The organism is Chitinophaga sp. 22308, assembly GCF_052045305.1.
GTDB classification, from domain to species: domain Bacteria; phylum Bacteroidota; class Bacteroidia; order Chitinophagales; family Chitinophagaceae; genus Chitinophaga; species Chitinophaga varians_A.
In genome coordinates this window covers 193,043-211,000 of record NZ_JBQEOP010000007.1, presented here as the reverse complement: position 1 = coordinate 211,000, position 17,958 = coordinate 193,043, and the positions used below count along the sequence as shown (strand labels likewise).

At 51.2% G+C, this 17,958-nt stretch carries 19 protein-coding genes; 10 read left to right on the top strand and 9 right to left on the bottom strand.

Annotated features, from left to right (window positions below; genetic code table 11):
- Window positions 1-81: 81 nt before the first annotated feature.
- Window positions 82-1,824, top strand: a complete 1,743-nt coding sequence (locus ACTJJS_RS26805; RefSeq protein WP_440666456.1) for a hypothetical protein — start codon at window positions 82-84, stop codon at window positions 1,822-1,824.
- Between the two features lies 1 nt (window position 1,825).
- Here ACTJJS_RS26805 and ACTJJS_RS26800 read toward each other — a convergent pair whose 3' ends face one another.
- Window positions 1,826-2,344, bottom strand: coding sequence for a hypothetical protein (locus ACTJJS_RS26800; RefSeq protein WP_440666454.1), 519 nt, complete (start codon window positions 2,342-2,344; stop codon window positions 1,826-1,828).
- A gap of 52 nt (window positions 2,345-2,396) precedes the next feature.
- Here ACTJJS_RS26800 and ACTJJS_RS26795 point away from each other — a divergent pair, with 52 nt between their 5' ends.
- Both ACTJJS_RS26795 and ACTJJS_RS26790 read left to right on the top strand, forming a co-directional pair.
- Window positions 2,397-3,107: a hypothetical protein gene (locus tag ACTJJS_RS26795; protein ID WP_440666452.1), complete on the top strand. Its 711-nt coding sequence runs from the start codon at window positions 2,397-2,399 to the stop codon at window positions 3,105-3,107.
- A 43-nt stretch (window positions 3,108-3,150) separates the two neighbouring features.
- Window positions 3,151-3,999 (top strand): metallophosphoesterase family protein, encoded by an 849-nt coding sequence (locus tag ACTJJS_RS26790; RefSeq protein WP_440666450.1) that lies wholly within the window; start codon window positions 3,151-3,153, stop codon window positions 3,997-3,999.
- On the opposite strand, the gene ACTJJS_RS26785 is transcribed toward ACTJJS_RS26790, so the two are convergent.
- From ACTJJS_RS26785 to bla, 5 genes are all read right to left on the bottom strand, one after another.
- Window positions 4,000-4,686 carry an outer membrane beta-barrel protein gene (locus tag ACTJJS_RS26785; RefSeq protein WP_440666448.1) on the bottom strand — a complete coding sequence of 229 codons (687 nt, stop codon included), beginning with the start codon at window positions 4,684-4,686 and terminating at the stop codon, window positions 4,000-4,002.
- Between the two features lie 162 nt (window positions 4,687-4,848).
- The gene (locus ACTJJS_RS26780; protein ID WP_440666446.1) at window positions 4,849-5,415 is read right to left on the bottom strand and encodes a dihydrofolate reductase family protein; all 567 of its coding nucleotides are present in this window, start codon (window positions 5,413-5,415) and stop codon (window positions 4,849-4,851) included.
- Window positions 5,412-5,918 carry an SRPBCC family protein gene (locus ACTJJS_RS26775; RefSeq protein WP_440666444.1) on the bottom strand — a complete coding sequence of 169 codons (507 nt, stop codon included), beginning with the start codon at window positions 5,916-5,918 and terminating at the stop codon, window positions 5,412-5,414. The genes ACTJJS_RS26780 and ACTJJS_RS26775 overlap by 4 nt, the downstream gene beginning before the upstream one ends.
- Window positions 5,915-6,250: an ArsR/SmtB family transcription factor gene (locus ACTJJS_RS26770; RefSeq protein ID WP_440666442.1), complete on the bottom strand. Its 336-nt coding sequence runs from the start codon at window positions 6,248-6,250 to the stop codon at window positions 5,915-5,917. The genes ACTJJS_RS26775 and ACTJJS_RS26770 overlap by 4 nt, the downstream gene beginning before the upstream one ends.
- Window positions 6,251-6,435: 185 nt before the next feature.
- On the bottom strand, window positions 6,436-7,191 hold the full coding sequence (gene bla, locus ACTJJS_RS26765) for a subclass B1 metallo-beta-lactamase (RefSeq protein WP_440666440.1): 756 nt from the start codon (window positions 7,189-7,191) through the stop codon (window positions 6,436-6,438).
- Window positions 7,192-7,362: 171 nt separating this feature from the next.
- Here bla and ACTJJS_RS26760 point away from each other — a divergent pair, with 171 nt between their 5' ends.
- A complete protein-coding gene (locus ACTJJS_RS26760; RefSeq protein ID WP_440666439.1) occupies window positions 7,363-8,055 on the top strand; it encodes an ankyrin repeat domain-containing protein in 693 nt (230 codons plus the stop codon).
- Between the two features lie 273 nt (window positions 8,056-8,328).
- On the opposite strand, the gene ACTJJS_RS26755 is transcribed toward ACTJJS_RS26760, so the two are convergent.
- Window positions 8,329-8,841, bottom strand: a complete 513-nt coding sequence (locus ACTJJS_RS26755) for a class I SAM-dependent methyltransferase (protein ID WP_440666437.1) — start codon at window positions 8,839-8,841, stop codon at window positions 8,329-8,331.
- A 10-nt stretch (window positions 8,842-8,851) separates the two neighbouring features.
- The gene (locus ACTJJS_RS26750; RefSeq protein ID WP_440666435.1) at window positions 8,852-9,640 is read right to left on the bottom strand and encodes an AraC family transcriptional regulator; all 789 of its coding nucleotides are present in this window, start codon (window positions 9,638-9,640) and stop codon (window positions 8,852-8,854) included.
- 89 nt (window positions 9,641-9,729) lie between these two features.
- Here ACTJJS_RS26750 and ACTJJS_RS26745 point away from each other — a divergent pair, with 89 nt between their 5' ends.
- The 3 genes from ACTJJS_RS26745 to ACTJJS_RS26735 are packed head-to-tail and all read left to right on the top strand — an operon-like array spanning window position 9,730 to window position 13,679.
- Window positions 9,730-11,037: a TolC family protein gene (locus ACTJJS_RS26745; RefSeq protein ID WP_440666434.1), complete on the top strand. Its 1,308-nt coding sequence runs from the start codon at window positions 9,730-9,732 to the stop codon at window positions 11,035-11,037.
- The gene (locus ACTJJS_RS26740) at window positions 11,034-12,083 is read left to right on the top strand and encodes an HlyD family secretion protein (RefSeq protein ID WP_440666432.1); all 1,050 of its coding nucleotides are present in this window, start codon (window positions 11,034-11,036) and stop codon (window positions 12,081-12,083) included. The genes ACTJJS_RS26745 and ACTJJS_RS26740 overlap by 4 nt, the downstream gene beginning before the upstream one ends.
- 6 nt (window positions 12,084-12,089) lie before the next feature.
- Window positions 12,090-13,679 carry an MFS transporter gene (locus tag ACTJJS_RS26735; protein WP_440666430.1) on the top strand — a complete coding sequence of 530 codons (1,590 nt, stop codon included), beginning with the start codon at window positions 12,090-12,092 and terminating at the stop codon, window positions 13,677-13,679.
- A gap of 47 nt (window positions 13,680-13,726) precedes the next feature.
- On the opposite strand, the gene ACTJJS_RS26730 is transcribed toward ACTJJS_RS26735, so the two are convergent.
- Entirely contained in the window at window positions 13,727-14,818 is a 1,092-nt protein-coding gene (locus ACTJJS_RS26730) for a sensor histidine kinase (RefSeq protein WP_440666428.1), read from the bottom strand.
- A 121-nt stretch (window positions 14,819-14,939) separates the two neighbouring features.
- Between ACTJJS_RS26730 and ACTJJS_RS26725 the strand changes: the two genes are divergently transcribed.
- Genes ACTJJS_RS26725 through ACTJJS_RS26715 form a run of 3 tightly spaced genes read left to right on the top strand, consistent with a single transcriptional unit; the run spans window position 14,940 to window position 17,958 of the window.
- On the top strand, window positions 14,940-15,317 hold the full coding sequence (locus ACTJJS_RS26725; RefSeq protein WP_168874077.1) for a response regulator: 378 nt from the start codon (window positions 14,940-14,942) through the stop codon (window positions 15,315-15,317).
- 46 nt (window positions 15,318-15,363) lie between these two features.
- Window positions 15,364-16,509, top strand: a complete 1,146-nt coding sequence (locus ACTJJS_RS26720) for a HEAT repeat domain-containing protein (RefSeq protein WP_440666426.1) — start codon at window positions 15,364-15,366, stop codon at window positions 16,507-16,509.
- A 6-nt stretch (window positions 16,510-16,515) separates the two neighbouring features.
- The gene (locus ACTJJS_RS26715) at window positions 16,516-17,958 is read left to right on the top strand and encodes a glycosyltransferase family 2 protein (protein WP_440666424.1); all 1,443 of its coding nucleotides are present in this window, start codon (window positions 16,516-16,518) and stop codon (window positions 17,956-17,958) included.

The following is a 17,958-nucleotide window of genomic DNA, read 5'->3' as shown; positions in this document are numbered from 1 at the left end:
CCCTGAAAATACCTTTATTTTAAGTTTTCGTCCCTTTAACTGTCGCGGCAAAATTTCTATCTGTGAACTACAACCCAAAATATGAAGGGACTACTCATTATTGCCATTACATTAACCATTACATCCGGGCGTTTATTTGCCTACAACTACGGAGAGCACAAACTGATCGGCGACGCGGCGTTTTTGCGTTTTTTAAAGTCATTACCGGAGAATAACAAAGCACAACTGCTGCGTTACCTGGACATCCGGTCTGACGATCAGGGCCGTTATTATTTCGGCACTTTTTCCGGTCCTGACCAAAGCCGCATCTCTTACGGCGTTCTGAACGGCCTCAGCGGCGACCATGAACGCAACCCCATGTTGCTGGAAGAGCAGCTGCATTACCAGCATTCCGTTATGGAACGGATCATCAAGCTGCATGATCAATACATTGCTATGGGCTACACCGCTGCCCCTGATGGTAAACTGTCCAAGCAGGACTTCAGTTATGCCCTCAAAGCCGCCCTCAACCTTTCACACTTTTATGAATATCGTAAAGGGTTCCGGGAACAGTTGCGGTACTTCAGCAAAGCCTCTGTCCGCCTCTGTGAAAAACCGGTGCTGGTGGACAGTATTTTTAAAAGGCTGGGACGCACCAACGCCATCAATATGTATGTGACACTCCATGTACTGGCGATAGACCTGGCAGAACAAAGCGGACAGCTGTCCGGGAAAAATGACGACGCCTCCAGGCAAATGTTCTTTTATGCCATGCTCTTTAACGCATTCGCCGACCACTTCCTGGAAGATGCGTTCTCCTCCGGCCACCTGGTAGTGAACCGTACCATCTTTGAATCTGTCACCAACAACAAATCGTTGCATGACTTCTATTCCGCCAATGGCTGCACCGTGGTAAACCGTAAAGGCCAGATATGGTACGCCTATGGTGACGGGCAGTTCAACAACCCACATCACAGCTGGCAGAAGAACACCACGCTCGGGGCCATACACTACGAAACCTTTACGCCGGAAGCCGAACGGATCATTCACGCCGTCACCCTGTCTCTACAAGACCTCAGTGATGCTTTTCAAAGAGGCTCGGCAGACAAAGGCTTCACCGCTTTTCTGGATAAGATCCCTGACAACCGCGCCGATCAACCGCTTTATCTCATCTTTCATATCCCCAGCCTGGCCTGGGTCCCCATTCCTTACCGTTCCGATATGGACGCGCTGTTTGAAAACCGCGGCACTATTACCGCCGCCATGCGGCAAGCCAATGCACCGTTACGTTACCGCGACTTCGTACGCGCCCGCGTAGGCAACTCCCTTTCCATAGGACTTGTCAGCGGCACAGCCTCCGCAGACCATTATATGCTGGGGCCGGAAATACGGATCAACGCAGGCAACTTCCTTAAACATTTTGATTATAACAGTGACGGTGGTAAAAAAGGTCTGATGGACTACTGGCTCGGCTATACGGTTTCCGGCAGTTTCGCCAACCTGAAGGACAAGGATGCAGAGCAGCCCACCAGGTCTGCACAACAGGTCAGGGTTGGTATTAAGGGCAACTTTGACTACTGGGTAAGCAACAAACGGTTCATCGGGCTGTACACTTATGCAGAAACCGGCGCACAGTTCACCCGCAGCCGTACCACCTTTATTTTCGTGCCTTCCATCGGCATACAGTTATCGTCTTTGTTGAACATCAATGTGGAAAATATGAAAAGCTGGGCACGTATCCCGCTTCAGTACCTGCTGCCATTGAAGCTGCGATATGGCGCCGTTTATTCAGGACATGAAGTGCCCCGGTACTTTACGTCCGCAGACATCGATATCCTGCTATAAATCACCGGGGCACCCTGCGGGCCAGCAAACGCCTGCAGGTGGCTGCTTCTTTAGGCCATACCTTTTCAGGGTCGAGTGTATCATCCTCAAAACGGTTATGCCCCAACGTTGTATTATCAATCATTTTTTTACGGAAAAAATAATACCTTCCCTCAAAATTCCGTTCAAGGGAGTCCGTTCTAAGGGCTCCCTTTTTTTCATCATAATAGAAAACATCCGACTGTTCATACACAAATATCAGCTCGTTATTTTTGAAATAGAACTCCACCACTTCCACACCGCTAGAGTATCCTATCCAACGGACGGCCTTCATCAACAGTTTATTTTTATAGTACCCTGTCAGGCTGCTGCCACCGTCGCTCATCTCCTTCATCCAGTCCTCGTTCATCAGCGAAACCTGTTTCAGGGTACTGTCACGGTTGATCTGCCGGACGGCCTCTCTGATGGAGGCTTTGTTCTGAGCTGCTACGGTCGTGGCAGTCAGTAAGATGCAGACTAACAGGCACATGGTTTTATTCATCAGATGAAGTATTTTACCGGAAGATAAATATTAATTAGGATAACTTGCAGTGATGAAAACCACGAATGACCTGACAACAACGGCGTTGATGCAGTTACATGCCGACGTTCTTTTCACTTATGATTCCCATGGCAGGATGCAACAGGCCAACGAGCCATGGCCTGACCGCGGCCCTGCTCCCCTGTTTTTCCTGGGCATCCCTGTAACGGGGACGCCTATATGCAAATACCGGCATGATGTGCCCGACGAGCTGGCACAGGCCCTGACAGCACAGGCCCTCCTCTCCTCATCCGCCGGCATGCCGGCAGGCCCTCCACCGGATATGGCACAATACCAGCATTTGTTACAGGCTGACAAATGGGAAGCGGGTCCCTCCTTTCTTGTGCCGGAAAACTTTAGCACCGTTATATCCGGTATACAGCTGACACCGGAGCACACCTCCCTGTTAGGAACTGGTTTTGCCAGGCTTGGACCGGAGCTGGATTACGTACAGCCCTGTGCCGCCGTGGTGGCAGACGGGCAGGTGGCGGCTGTTTGCCGCAGCGTGCGTATCACAGCGGCTGCACATGAAGCAGGCATTGAAACACTGGCGCCTTTCAGAGGAAAAGGATATGCCGCCGCGGCACTCGCCTGCTGGGCAGCCCTGGTCCGCAAGGCCGGCGCATTGCCATTGTACAGCACCTCCTGGAGCAATCATGCCTCCCGCAGCGTGGCGCGTAAAGCAGGTCTCCTTTGTTACGGCAGCACGCTCTCTGTTGGCTGAGCTGTATTTTTCGTAGCTTTGCCGCTTATTTGTTTGTTCAACGATGAGACTAGCCATATTCGCCGATGTTCACGGCAAACTGTTGTTACCCTTTAAACTGGTGGACCTTTACCAGCAACAAACCGGCAAAAAGATTGATTTTATCCTGCAATGCGGCGACATGGGCGCCTATCCGGATATCCATAACCTTGACAAGGCCACCTTGAAACATGCGCGGCAAAACCGTGATGAGTTAGGTTTTCATGATGATTTTATCAGGGAGCAACCTGCTGTCCGGCAGTTGCTGGACCGCCTTAATATAGATATGATCTGTGTACGCGGCAATCACGAAGACCATGATTTTCTGGACAACCTGGAGCAAGCCAACGCTGCACTTCCCCGCTTTCCGATAGATATATATCACCGCGTGTTTGTGTGCCGGTCCGGTGTAAAACAGGAACTGCGCAAAGAACAGGAAGTTATCTACCTGGCAGGCATCGGTCGTATCGGCGATGCCAAAGGCAGAACGGATAAACGTTTCATCCAGGAATATGAGCAACGGGAAGTAAAAAGGCTGCTCAAAAGCAGCGGGCATCTGGATATTCTCCTTACCCATGACAAAGACGACAGCAGCCAGCGGGGTTACGGCATGAGAGCCATCCGCGAGGTACTGGACCATGTACCGGTACTTTATCACTTCTATGGCCACACAGGAGAACCCTTCCGGCAGGAAGCGGATACCAACGGCATTACGCAGTCCGTGAAAGTCAGTGAACTGGAGTTTGGCCCCAGCGGGATTCTGCCGGAAGGATGTATGTTGATCTTAGAGCATCAATCAGATGGGTTCAGCGCGCCAGAAGTTGCCAGTCAGCGGCTTACCAACCAGTTGACACAATACAACTGGAAAGACTGATCAGAGATGGAACCGCAGACCGGCAGACAAGCTGAGATGCGACAGGTTTTCCCGCTGGTCGTCTTTCAGCTCTCTTGTTTCGGTCATGCCAGCCCGTTCAATAGTGACCCGGCCTACTGTTCCGGCCAGATAGGAAAACTGTGCCCCTGCGTACAGTTTACGGGCAATCCGGATATCGTACCCCACATCAAGGCCGGAGCCCAAAGCGCCACCTTTGATCGTTACCGGATACGCGGCCACCTGGCCGTTATCACGGTAACGCATATAGCCGAGTGAAGCACCAATCAGGAAAGCCTGGCTATAGTCACTTTTTGTGTATACGCGGCCGCAAAAGGTAGCGCCATAAAAAGTAATCCCGATATTGTCAGCCACATTGGTGCGCATATAACCGTCCGAAGGGCTTTCGGCGACCACCACGCCACTTCCGGAAGCCTGGAACCGCAGGTATTTCACCCCTACGCCCCATTCATCATTGAAATAATACTGCACGTCCGCGCCCACATTAAAACCGGATTTCAGTTTTTTCATATAGTCACGGGCGTCACCGGAAAAGGAAGAAGGAACCTTACCTATGCGGTAGCTGTAGCCGCCATTTACCGCGATCCGGAAACGGGGCACGTCTTTGTCTTGCGCCTTTACCCCAAAAGCGAGGGCGCTCATCATAAATAACAGGGATAATTTTTTCATCGATAACAGTATATAGCGGGTTTAAGTTGACAGGTTGCAGGTATTCGATATAGGTTTACATATTACGGTTGACAAGCCGTAATATTAAACATAATAACCCACATTTTCTGTTTTTTAACTTTCAGGATAAGCCCTATAACTGTTATCGCTATACGTTGTGCCTCAGCGGGGAGCGTAATGCATCAGCACAATGCCGCAATTATAGCGGGTACTGTTTTTCAGCGTCAGTTGGCGGAAATCGGACAGCCCGTTGAAAACAGGATCGCCATGCCCCAATGCTACCGGGTTTACGAAGAAGTAGTATTCATCTACCAGGTCCTCTTTCAACAGATCAGACACAAAAGAAGTACCGCCATACACGATCAGGTCTTTGCCAGGCTGCTGTTTAAGCCGGTCCACTTCCGTTGCCAGTTCACCATTTGCCACAGTGGTATTTTCCCAGACGGAACGGTCCAGCGTTTTGCTAAACACCACTTTTTGCATGGCCATAATACGCTGCGCCACTTCATGCATTGTATCTTCCGGGCGGGTAAATACCTCCTGCCAATAAGGAATATAGTCCACCGCCAGTTTACGTCCGATCAGGACCGTATCACAACTGTCGGCTAATTCCAATACCTGCGGCCGTATTTCTTCCCAGGCCCAGGTAACCCAATGCTGCTCATCATTAGGGCCTGCGGCAACAAAACCGTCCATCGAGATCTGCATCTGTAATTTCAGTTTTCTCATATGTTGTTGATTTTACGGAGATAAATGACCAGTTGACCGAAGGTGCCGCCGAAACCTTTCTGCATGCTGCCGTTGATAGACAGAAAAGACGCCGTTTCCTCCGTGTTGGCAGCCAGTGGCTGGCCGACCAGGGACAGTACCGTTTCCTCTCCTTCTTCATGCAGCGTGATCCGGTAAAGGATTTCCAGCGGGAAAGGCATATCAAACGGCGCTTTCACCACCTGTGCCTGTTCATCTGCAAAAGCATTGGTAAACTCCAGCAGGTGAGGCGGCTGGATGTCCCGGAACAGAAAACGGCCATAGCTCACCTGTCCCGCTCCTTCCATCTTGAAGTGGAAAATGCCGCCAGGCCTGAAATCCAGGCTGACCACGCTGTTATGTGTTTCTACTGGTCCCCACCACTCGTTCAGCGCTTCCGCTGTGGAAAAAGCCTTAAATACCAGGTCACGGGGTGCTTTGAACCGGTATTCCATCTTAAAATCTACGGGTGTGTTATTGCTCATTTGTCTGATTTTTTTCCGCTTTGAACTTTTTGCAGATAGCTGTCGAGCGACTTGAATTGTGTGGCCCAGAACTGCTGGCAATGGTCCACCCAGGTCGTCACTTCTTTCAACTGCTCCAGCCGGGCTTCACAATACCGTTCCCTTCCCTGTTTTTTGATCACGATCAAACCACACTCCGTGAGAATTTTGACATGCAGTGAAACCGCCTGGCGGCTTACCTCAAAGTTCTCTGCGATCGTGTTCACGTTGAGCGGCTGACGGGCCACCATTTCAATAATCTGACGCCGCGTAGGGTCAGCTATCGCCTGAAAAACGTCTCTTCTGATTTCCAATATGCAAGTATTTGATTGCGAATATACGCGCAAGCATTTACTTGCACAAATTTTTATTTTTTGCATAAATAAGGCCCCGGGGAACGTTCCCCGGGGCCATAATATTTACGCAGCCTGCCCGCCTGCAACGCTTGTGATGTTATTGTCAGGTGCTGTTCTGCAACGTATGGTTTAGTTGACAGTTCTCACTGCGGGTGTTTTTCTTCGTAGGCTTTAATCAGTTTGATCGTGTAGTCGCAGGCGTTACGACGGTCATCGAGCGGGCCATGGCCCGGCACCGTAGCTACCGGGTGCGGGTAACGGGCTTTCAGCCGCAGCATGGATTTTTCCCATTCGTATGGTTTGGCGTCCGACAGGTTGCCGAGGTCACGGGAATCGGTGCTTTTAACGAAGCAGCCGCCATACAGCACCTTGTCTTCCGGCACGTATACCACTATGTTGTCCGGACTATGTCCTGCGCCCGGGAAAAATACTTCCACACGCCGGTCACCGAAGCGGAAGGTGGTATCTTCCGGAATGATATACTGCGCCTGGTCGTTATGTTCTTTCTTGCACAGCGCCAATGTCTGCGCGGTGGAATAAGTTTTAATTCCTTTTGCCGCCAGTGCGGCCAATCCGAGCGTACGGTCGTCATGGAAATGCGTGGCGATGCAGGCAATCACCTTTTTACCATGCCGTTGCCGGATAGCATTCAACAGCGGGCCGAGCTGTGTTGTGTCCCATGGCACGTCTATCATTACTGCGCCCTGGCGGGTAACGATGTACATACTGTTGGACGGGACACGGGTGCCGTCGTCCAATGTGCCACTTGTCGTATATACGTAACAGTTACCAGCCAGATGGTTGATCTTCAGCGGTTCTTCTTTTGTCTGAGTTTTAGCCACCGAAGGCAGCAAAGCAGCCATGAGGGCAATGCCCGATATATATTTAAGTCGCTTCATAATTGACAGGATTTGATGAGTGGTGTTGGCTGCTGCAATGTTAGGCAAGTTTACGCATATCACAAAACAGCTTTTGCCAATGAGAAACGAAAAGTACCACGATAGTGATAATTATTACCATTTCAGGAAGAAAGGCCGGCTTAATTTTGATGCAGCATAAACACTTCCCGCATGCGAAGCTGTCACTTTATTTTATCACTGATACTTTCAATGACGATTGCCATGACCGGATGTACACAGGACAAACAAACTCCCGCTCCTTCCGGAGGCAACAGCAGTCTTTTACTGAAAGCTGCCGCCGTCAATGACACTGCTGTCATCAGGCAGCTGTTGGAGGGCAAAGCAGACATCGCTGCGCGGGACAACAAACAGCGTACCGCCCTGATGCTGGCCACCTATAACCATCACACCGCGGCAGCGGCCCTGCTGATTGCAGCCGGGGCCGACGTGAACGCACAGGACGACATCCTTAACAGCCCGTTTCTGTATGCCGGTGCGGAAGGTTACTCCGACATTTTACGACTGTGCCTGAAAGCAGGCGCCAATTACAAAAGATACAACCGCTACGGCGGCACAGCGCTGATACCGGCCTGCGAACGCGGACATGTGGAAGTGGTGCGTACCCTGTTACAGGACAAGACCTTCCCCATTGACCATGTGAACCGCCTTGGCTGGACCGGCCTGCTGGAAGCCATTATCCTCAGCAACGGCGGCCCGGCACATATACAGATCGTTCAAATGCTGGTGGATGCCGGATGCAACGTGAACCTGGCAGACAAAGACGGGGTGACACCGCTGGCACATGCACGGCAACGCGGATTTAAAGAAATTGCCGGTATTCTGGAAAGAGCCGGCGCGAAATAATTATATGCCACACCTGGAAAAACCGAAGAACAAACCAATGACGAATCAGCATGGATAGATAAGGGTTAACCGATGACTTGTTACAACAAAGAAAGCATAGCTGTCTGCTATGCTTTTCTTTTTACCATACTGTATTGATTTGCGCCTACAAACCATCTTTATTGGAAGGGTTCCCATTTTATCATCTGAGGACTACAAAAATATAGGTAACTGCTTAGTTCAACAATCGCGGGCAGGCAGTAATATTTCACCATGGTAAACCAGTACGCTTGTTTACTTTCCTGCCTTCACTGCATACATGCTGCCGGAACGATATACCGACGGCCGCTCGCCAAGAAAAGAAATATCCGGAAACCCTTCGTCTGCCAGCAGCTGCTGCAGCGCATTCCGCCGGACAGGATAAGGCACCCAGGTATTGGCTGCATCAGTATCATATTCCACGATCACCCATTGCGCGCGGGGAGCCAGCTGTTTGGCCAGGCGGCGCAATAATGCCGGTTTGTCTTTCACATAATGCAGGGAATTGGCCATCAGTACCCCTTGCAACGCTGCTACGGGTAGCCGTTCCCGTATAAAGTCGAGTTGCAGCGGGACGATTTTCTGCGCCGCCGGATTGGCCCTGGCCGTAAGCCGCACCGGCTCCTGATCGATGGCATATATCGTGCTGCCGGCAGGCAGCAGGTTAGCCAGCGCATAGGTAAACAATCCGCTGCCGCAGCCCAGGTCCACCCAGGTACCGGCCGTATAATCCGCTTTGATCAGTTGTATTGCATCCTGTAATTCCATGACATTATTTTTATTTCAGCAGCCGGAAATCGCTGGGCCGCATGTTGAGCATTTGCTGGAAAGTATTGCTGAACGCTGTTATCCCGGAGTAGCCCACCTCGTAGGCCACCTCGCTCACATTCATTTCTGTTTGCAGCAACAGCTCCATAGCTTTTATCATCTTCAGCATTTTCACGTATTGCAGGAAAGACGTGTTCAGTGTTTGTTTGAAGAGCCGCGTCAGGTTACGCACGCTGTAACCGAAGCGGGCAGCCACTTCCGGTAGCATCAGCGGCTCACTGACATTATTATGCAAATACCGCAGGATGTCCTGTATCCTGCTGTCTTCCGTAGTAGGCAGCAGGATGGAAAACGGCCGGCCGCTGGTATGTGGCAGTATATGCTTCAACGTTGTCAACAGCTCATGTTGCCAGTTGCCAGGCAGGATGTGCTCCTTCCAGGAGGCTGACAGCTGCAGTATTTCATTCACCACGCCTGTTACGGGATAGATGCTCAGCTTACCATAAAAAGGATGACAGGCATCTTCCTCATCCATAAAATAAATATTATGGATCACCAGCGAAGAACTGTTGAACTTAATGTTATGGTCCACCCGCGGCGGTATCCAGACATAATGCCGCGCAGGAATGTAGTATTGTTTGTCGTGCGTGTTCAGGTAAGCAATGCCTCCTTCCACCAGCAGTATCTGGCTTTTATCATGACAGTGCATCGGGAAGCGGTTTTCAAGCGGTTCATTCAAAACATAAATGGCGTCCGGATGGCTGTCAATTTCATTCCTGAATTTTTTAAACATGTCCATACATGGCCAAAATTAGTAAATATTTGGCCTGTTATATCAAATAAGACTTCCCGCTGGTGATGAATTTTGCATCAACCATTTTTTTGCAGATGATGAAATACTGTTTTTTACGTTTATCCCTGCTGCTGGCAACGGTTTTTCCATGGCCCGCCAGCGGTCAGCAACCACATGCCGGCGGCATGACACTGGCAGCGATATGGGAGCAGGCCGAAGCCGGCAACCGGCAGATCAGCCTGCAACAGCAGGAGTTGGCGGGCAACGCTGAAAAAGTGCAGGCGGCCCGTGATACAAGACTGCCTGCTGTAAATACAGACGCCGCCTACTCCCGCCTGAGCAACATGCCACTTTACACCGATGGCATCCTGCACGCCCCTACGCAGTTTCCTGTCTCCCACGAGCACTATACCATCGGCGGCAATCTCTACCTCAATCTGTACGACGGCGGAAAGACAACCCGGGAAATAGCCATGGCCAGGGCGGAACAGTCCATCTCCGCGACGAAGCTGCAACGTTCGGTGGCAGATATCCGTTATCAGTCGGCCGTATATTTTCTGGACCTGTACCGTTATCAGCAGTTCAGCATTTTGCTGGAACAGGATATCCGTTCCAGTGAGTTGCAACTCTCGGAGATAAAGCAACTGTATAAAAACGGGCTGGTGCTAAAAAGCGATGTGTTACGGGAAGAAGTGAAGATATCCAATCAGCGGTTGTCGTTGACGGAGATCAATAACAACATCGCTATCAATACGCAGCGGCTCAATTACCTGATGGGCCGGCCGGACACGTGCGCCATCTATCCTATCGTGGACCTGCCTGATGTAGCGGGCCCGGCTCCAGACACCAGCAGCCATGAAGCCATCGAATATAAGCTGGCATTGAAGCATACCAGTCTCGGCGCTTTGCGGCTGGAGCAGGTAAAAGCAGCACCACTGCCTAAATTGGGCTTCTTTGCCGACTATCGTTATACCTATCCGCAAACCGCCTATTATCCGTATTCCCGCGTGCCCTGGTCTGGCGGACAGGCAGGCTTCAGCGTCAGTGTTCCTGTTTCCTCCTTTTACCAGAACAGGCATAAAACACGCGAGGCGCGCATAGCGTGGCAACAGCAGCTGACGATGGCCGCCAGCATACAGGACAACCTCAGGCAAGACATACACGCTGCTTTCCTGCATTACCAGGAAGCTGTACAACAAACCACTGTGGCCCGCAACAACATGCTACAGGCTTCTGAAAGCCTCCGCATCCTGCGCAGCTCTTATTTTAATCAGCAGTCCCTGTTGAGCGACCTGCTCGATGCAGAGACACAGCTACTGCAATCCAAATTCAATCTTACCACCGCTATGGTAAAAGTGCGGGTACAACATTATCAATTACTCAGATTAACAGGAAAAATATGAACAAACAACTGACTGCTACTGACCGGTTTATCATTTATACCACACGTGCATTCGCACTGCTTTTAGCCACCGGCCTTTGCTGCTGGGGCGTCTGGTACTGCCTTCGCCTGGTACGTTATGAAGAAACCAATGACGCTCAGGTGGAAGCCTATATCAATCCCGTGAGCGCCAGGGTATCAGGCTATATCCATGAGATACGTTTTGAAGAAAACCAGTCCGTCAAAGCCGGCGATACGCTGGTAGTGATCGACAACCGCGACTACCTGGCGCAGGCCGCAGAGGCGGAAGCTGCGCTGGAAAATGCTCGGGCGCAGACCACCCTGCTAGAAAGCAGGATCAGCACCTTAAAAAACGAAGCAGCTGTGTCTGCCGCCAGGATTGACGCGGCCAAAGCGCGTATGCAGCATCAGCAGCAGGAATACAAGCGGTTTGCCAACCTGCTGGCGGAAGAATCCACCACTCCGCAACGTTTTGACAATGTGAAAGCCGCGCTGGACATCGCCACGTCAGAATACCAGGCGGCGCTGCGTGACCATGCCTCCGCGGAGGCCCGTATTACAGAAGCCTCCCATCAGTCGGCCGCCGTGACCGCGGAAATCAAACGCCGGCAGGCGGTGGCCGAACAGCATCAGCTCAGTGTAGGCTATACCGTTATCCGTGCCCCCTACAACGGGCGTGTAGGCCGTAAGAACATCCAGGTAGGGCAACTGATACAGGCCGGGCAACCGCTCACTTTCATCTCCAATGATGAAACGCCCAAGTGGGTGGTGGCCAATTTTAAAGAAACACAGGTACAGCAGTTCCGGGCCGGCCAACCAGTGAGCATTACCGTGGATGCCTTTCCCGGAGAGACTTTCCGCGGAGAGATCGCCTCCTTCTCTCCTGCTACAGGTTCCCGCTATTCGTTGTTGCCGCCAGACAATGCCACCGGTAATTTTGTGAAGATCATCCAGCGGATACCGGTGCGTATCAGGCTGGTAGAAAGTCCCACTGTACTGGCGCGCCTGGTGGCCGGTATGAATGCCAATGTATCTGTCAGTAAATAACTACTTATGTCATCTGTCAACTTACCTCTTTTTAAGCCATGGGCGCCGGAATGGCTGATCCGCACCACCATCTTCCTGATGTTGCTGCCTGCGTTGGGCGTGTTCGCTTTGTATTTCAGCAACGGCGCTGAAACAACCGGTTACTACGGCATGGAGCCGGCAGACATGCAGTATTCCGTGGTGTTGATGTATGCCTCGCTCGTCACTTTCCTGCCGATAGACGACCGGCTGGTAAAGTATGTGAAGCCGCGGCCGTACTTTCTGATAGCGGTAGCCCTCAATACGCTGACCTGCATTATCTGCGCCAACAGCCGTAACCTGGCTGTTTTTATGGCCTGCCGTTTTGTGCAGGGGGCGGTATGTGCGTTATTTTGCAGTATTTGCCTGCATATGATCTTCTCCCGGCTGCGTTCGGACAGGATGCGGGTGATCGGCTATACGGTGTTTTACGGAACGTTACAGGTATCTATCCCTATCTGCGCGTTCTTTTGCAGCCGGATATTACACTTCTTTGAATTCAACAACCTGTTTTATTTCGTGATACTGGCTGAGATACCTGGCCTGGTATTAATGCTGACGATCACCAACAATGTGCGTTTCCGAAAGAAGTTCCCGTTGTACCAGCTGGACTGGTCCAGTTATATTTTATATACGGTGCTGTTATGTATTGTGGGTTATATCTTCGTATATGGCCAGCAGCTCAACTGGTTTTCCAGTCCGCAGTTACGCTGGTTGCTGCTTACCGGGCTTGCCAGCGGCCTGCTTTTCGGCGTACGGCAACTGGCGTTAAAACGCCCGCTGCTACAGCTGCGGCTGTTCCGGTTTGCCGGTTTCAGGAACGGGTTATTGCTGCTAATGGCGTACTATACCTTCAAAGGCACTACCGGCAATGTTTATGCGTATTTACAGGGGGTGCTGATGGTAGACCCGCTCAACCTTACACCTGTGTGGACGGCTAATATAGCCGGCATTATCACAGGGATGCTGGTAGCCTCCCGGCTGGTACTAAACCAAACGGATACACGCTGGATACTGGGCAGCGGATTTTTGTCGCTGTTGCTGTTTCATGTCTGTATGTATTTTCTGTTTTCCAGCCAGGCCAATACCAGCCAGTTTTTGCTGCCCATGTGGATACAGGGTTATGGTACCGGCGCCCTGTTTGTGCCTATTGTGATGTACGTGGTATCGTCCGTTCCTGCCGCCATGGCCGGCACTGTGTCTTTCATCGGCATCGCCGCCCGTTATACCGGTTTTTGCGGCAGTATTGCCTTTGCCAACTATTTCCAGTTATACGGGAAGAGTGTTCACTATAATAAATTCAGGGAGCAGTTCACCGGTGTCAATCCTATACGGGAAGAGGTGTTGGGGCAGTTCCAGCAACATTTCCTGGCCGGCGGCAAGGATATGGCCACCGCGCAGCAGCTGGCGGAAGGTGCCGTCCGGCGTATGTTGCAGGAGCAGACAGGCTTACGCACGTCGATGGATTATTACGCGTGGATGATCGTCGGTTTAAGTGTATTGATTACCGTTATCATGGCAGGCCCGTGGATAAAGCAGCAGCTGTTGCGGCCGCGGCGGGCGTTTACCCCGTATTGAAGTGAACCGGAGACCTATTGCCCCGGGCAACAAACCGGGGCAATATTTTATTTTCTCCATTCGAAATAAAAACAGCTTCCTTCCCCTTTCACCGATTCCACCCACACTTTACCGCCCTGCGTTTCCACCAGCAGCTTCAGGATATTGAGTCCGATGCCCGTGCCTTTGCCGTTATCATCGTCATTATCTATTTTTTCGAAGAGGCGGAAAATGCGCTCGTTGTCTTTTTCTGCTATACCAGGCCCGTTATCTTTCACAAAAAACTGGTAGTAATCGCCCAGGTCTTCGCCTCCGACAGCGATTTCCACCTGTGGCTTGTCTACATATTTAATAGCATTGCTGATCAGGTTCTGGAATACCTGTTGCAATTTCTGGCGGCTGGTATACAGGACAGGCAGATTGTCTGCCACACGGATGTGTACGTTCGCCGGCGGAAACAGCAGCTGTACCAGTTGTTCCAGCAGCACTTTCACCTCTACCATTTCTTCCGGCTGATTATCCTGGTGTTCGCGGCTATAGTCCAGGATGGCCGAGATCATATCAGCCAGTTTATGGGAAGCGCCCACGGCCATGTCCACAAAAGACAGCAGCTCTTCGGACTGCTGCAATGCTTCTTCCTCCCGTAAAATCAGCAACAGGCTGGTGATACCGGAGAGCGGGGATTTGAGGTCGTGCGCCACTACGTGCATAAAACGCTCCAGTTGGCCGTTGACCTGCTCTTTGGCCTTCAGGGCCATTTTCAGTTCCTGCTGATAATAATACAGTCTTTCGAAGACGTCCACTTTAGCACGGGTCAGATGTTTATGCAGCGGTTTGGGGAGGTAATCTACCGCTCCCTTCTCGAAACCTTTCAGCATATCCTCTTCGTCCTTGTTGGTGGCCGTAACAAAAATGACGGAGATATCTTTGGTCTGCGGATTGGCTTTCAGCTGGCGGGCCACTTCGTAGCCGTCCATGTCCGGCATCTGCACATCGAGCATCACCAGGCCGATATCATCCTGTTCCCGGGCTATGTCCAGAGCTTCATGGCCGGAGGTGGCCAGTACGAAAGTCCGCCCCTCTGCCTCGAGCATACGCTGCAATACTAAAAGGTTGGCTTTGTGGTCGTCTACCAATAATATCTTGAACTTCGCCGTCATAACAATATACTTCCATCGCAAATATAGGGCATAAAAAAGCAGACATTTACATATAATTCCTATCTTTATTGAAAGAGTCAACAGGGACCATAACCGCCATGAGTAACCGCTAATCTCGTATATGCATAAAATACTTGTTATCGAAGACGATGAAGTAATGCCGAAAATCATCCAACGGATACTTCATAAGGAAGCCTATCAACTGGACCACGTTGTGAATGGGAAAGAGGCCATTCAAAAGCTGGAAGAGACCAACTATGGCTATGATCTGATCATTACCGACATCATGATGCCATATGCCAATGGTTTTGAAATCCTCAGCCGGGTAAAGAGCAGGAAGGAAGGCAAGCCCATTGCGGTGATAATTGTTTCCAATGCCGGCAATGAAGATATGATCCTGGAAGGCTTTAAACTGGGGGCTGACGACTTCCTTAAGAAACCGGTCATTCCCGGTGAACTGCTTATCCGTGTGAAACGATTACTGATGCAATACCAGTAATTATTTCCTTGTCCACACGTTATTTTACTGACCATTTCCTGCGACCATGAAAACCATTCCGGCATTTATTTCGGCTACTATAGACCAGTTCCGGTATGCCCCGCTCGTGATACAGATTGCGGTCGTCTTCACTGCCGTAGCGGTGTCGATGACGGCCATCGCCTATATTTCCATCCTGCTGAACCGCTACCGGAGCTACCGGCGGGAGAAAAAACTGGCCGCCCTCCATCCGATGATCGATGATCTGCTCACCGAACATATCCTGATGAACGAGGCGCTGTACACTGATGAAGCGGTGGAGACAGCTGTGCCGATAGAGGTTTTTGACAAACCCGTTTTTGAAAAAAAATGGGCGCGGCAGGTGTTGATCCAGCGGCTCATGCAATACCGCGACAACGTGCAGGGCGCCATGGGCAACCAGCTGCGCAGCCTGTACATACAACTGGGACTGGACAAAGACTCCCTGAAAAAGCTGAAATCCAGTCACTGGAACCACAAAATCCAGGCACTGGGCGAACTGACCAACATGGACATCCCCATTGCCGATGTGATCATTCTACCGCTAACTAATAGCCGTAACCGTGAGTTACGCGCCACCGCCCGGCATGCCTACATCAAACTGAGCAAAAACGAGCCTTTCAAGTTTTTCGACGTAGCCACGGAACCGTTGCTGCTATGGGACCAGGTGGAGCTGTTCCGTATTATCTCCACCACCGACCGGATATCGATTCCCAATTTCGCCCAATGGATCACCTACTCCTCCAATAAAAGCATTATTTCTTTCTGTCTTAAGCTGGTAGAGCATTACCAGCAGCTGAGCGCCGTACCTGCCGTCGTAAAACTGCTGGACACCCGCGACCATTACCTGCGGGCCAATGCCATCAACTGTCTTGGTAAACTGAGAATTGAAAGTGTGGAAGACAAACTGATGAGCATGTACGACAGCCAGCCTCATCACTGCCGTGTTGAAATACTGAAAGCCTTCGGACGTATCAGCAGCGGCAGACAGGTAGAATTCCTACGGCAGGAGTTTCTGCATTCTTCTGATTTCGAAATCCGTAAACATGCGGCCAAATCGCTGATCAATAACCAATGGGCTGCCGGCAGCCTTATCCAGGAACTGGTGGATACCGCCACCAGGGAGAATAAACTCATCCTGAAACATTGCATGAACCCATTAATCAAATTTTAGTCGTTGATGGACAGTACATTCTGGGAAATGCTTAGGGACATATTTGAGACCGGCACCTTTATTTACGGAGCAGTGCTGCTGGGCACCTATGCCCTGCTGGCGCTGTTTTCCATCATCGCCGTCCGCGCCTATGCCAAAAAGGGGGAATCGCAACAGGTGGACATATTGCTCAAATCGCCGCTGGCGCCGGGCATCACCGTGCTGGCACCCGCTTATAACGAGGGATTGACCATTATATACAATGTCCGCTCCCTGATGACGTTGGTCTATCCCCGTTATGAAATCATCGTTATCAATGATGGCAGTACCGACAACAGCCTGGAGCAACTGATCGAAGCCTTTGAGCTGGTGGCGGTGGATTTCGCCTATAACGTCAAGATCCCTACGCAGCCGGTGCGCAAAATTTATAAATCCACTAATCCGGCTTATGCCCTGCTGACCATTATCGACAAGGTAAACGGTAAAAGCAAGGCCGATGCTGTTAACGCCGGCATCAATGCCGCTTCCTACGATTATTTTGTGTGTACCGATGTAGACTGTATCCTGCACGAACATACATTAATGGAGCTGATCAAGCCGGTGATGCAGGAACCACATAAGCGGGTGATCGCCACCGGCGCCACCTTGCGTATTGCCAACTCCTGCGAATTTGACCAGGGCGTAATGACCAGGATGCGGCCGCCGCGGCAGCTGCTGCCCCGCTTCCAGGAAGTGGAATATATCCGCGCCTTTGTGTTGGGCAAAATGGGCTGGAGCCTGGTCAACTGCGTCCCTAACGTCTCCGGCGGCCTCGGGCTGTTTGACAAGGAGGTGGCCATCCGCAGCGGCGGGTACGACTTCAGTTCTTTCGGGGAAGACATGGAGCTGATGACCCGCATGTGCCGCTACGCCAGTGACAACAAGATCGACTACGCCATCCGGTATGTGCCCCGTACGCTCTGCTGGACGGAAGCGCCGGTGACCGTCCGCATTTTCGGGAGGCAGCGTACCCGTTGGGCCAGAGGGCTTGCCCAGCTGATGCATGCTCACTTCAGCATGTTCCTTAACCCGCGTTACGGCCGTATGGGCATGGTCATCTTCCCCTACAACTTCTTTTTTGAATTGCTGGCGCCTTTAGTAGAAGCTGTTGGTATCGTGTTTTATCTCACCGGCGCCATACTGGGGCTTATCAACTGGCCCACAGCGCTGTTGCTGCTGTTATTTATATATACTTATTCCGTAATGATCACCACGCTCGCCATCCTGTGGGACCAGCTTACCTTCCGGTACTACAAGAGCTGGCGGGAAGTGATATATCTCTGTGCCACACCGCTGATGGAAATGTTTATCTATCATCCGCTGATCGTGTTTTTTTCTTTACGGGGATATTTCTATTTCCTTACCGGGAAAAAGAGCAGCTGGGGCAATATGCAGCGTCGTGGTTTCAAGCAGCAGGCAGCTGCCCAATGA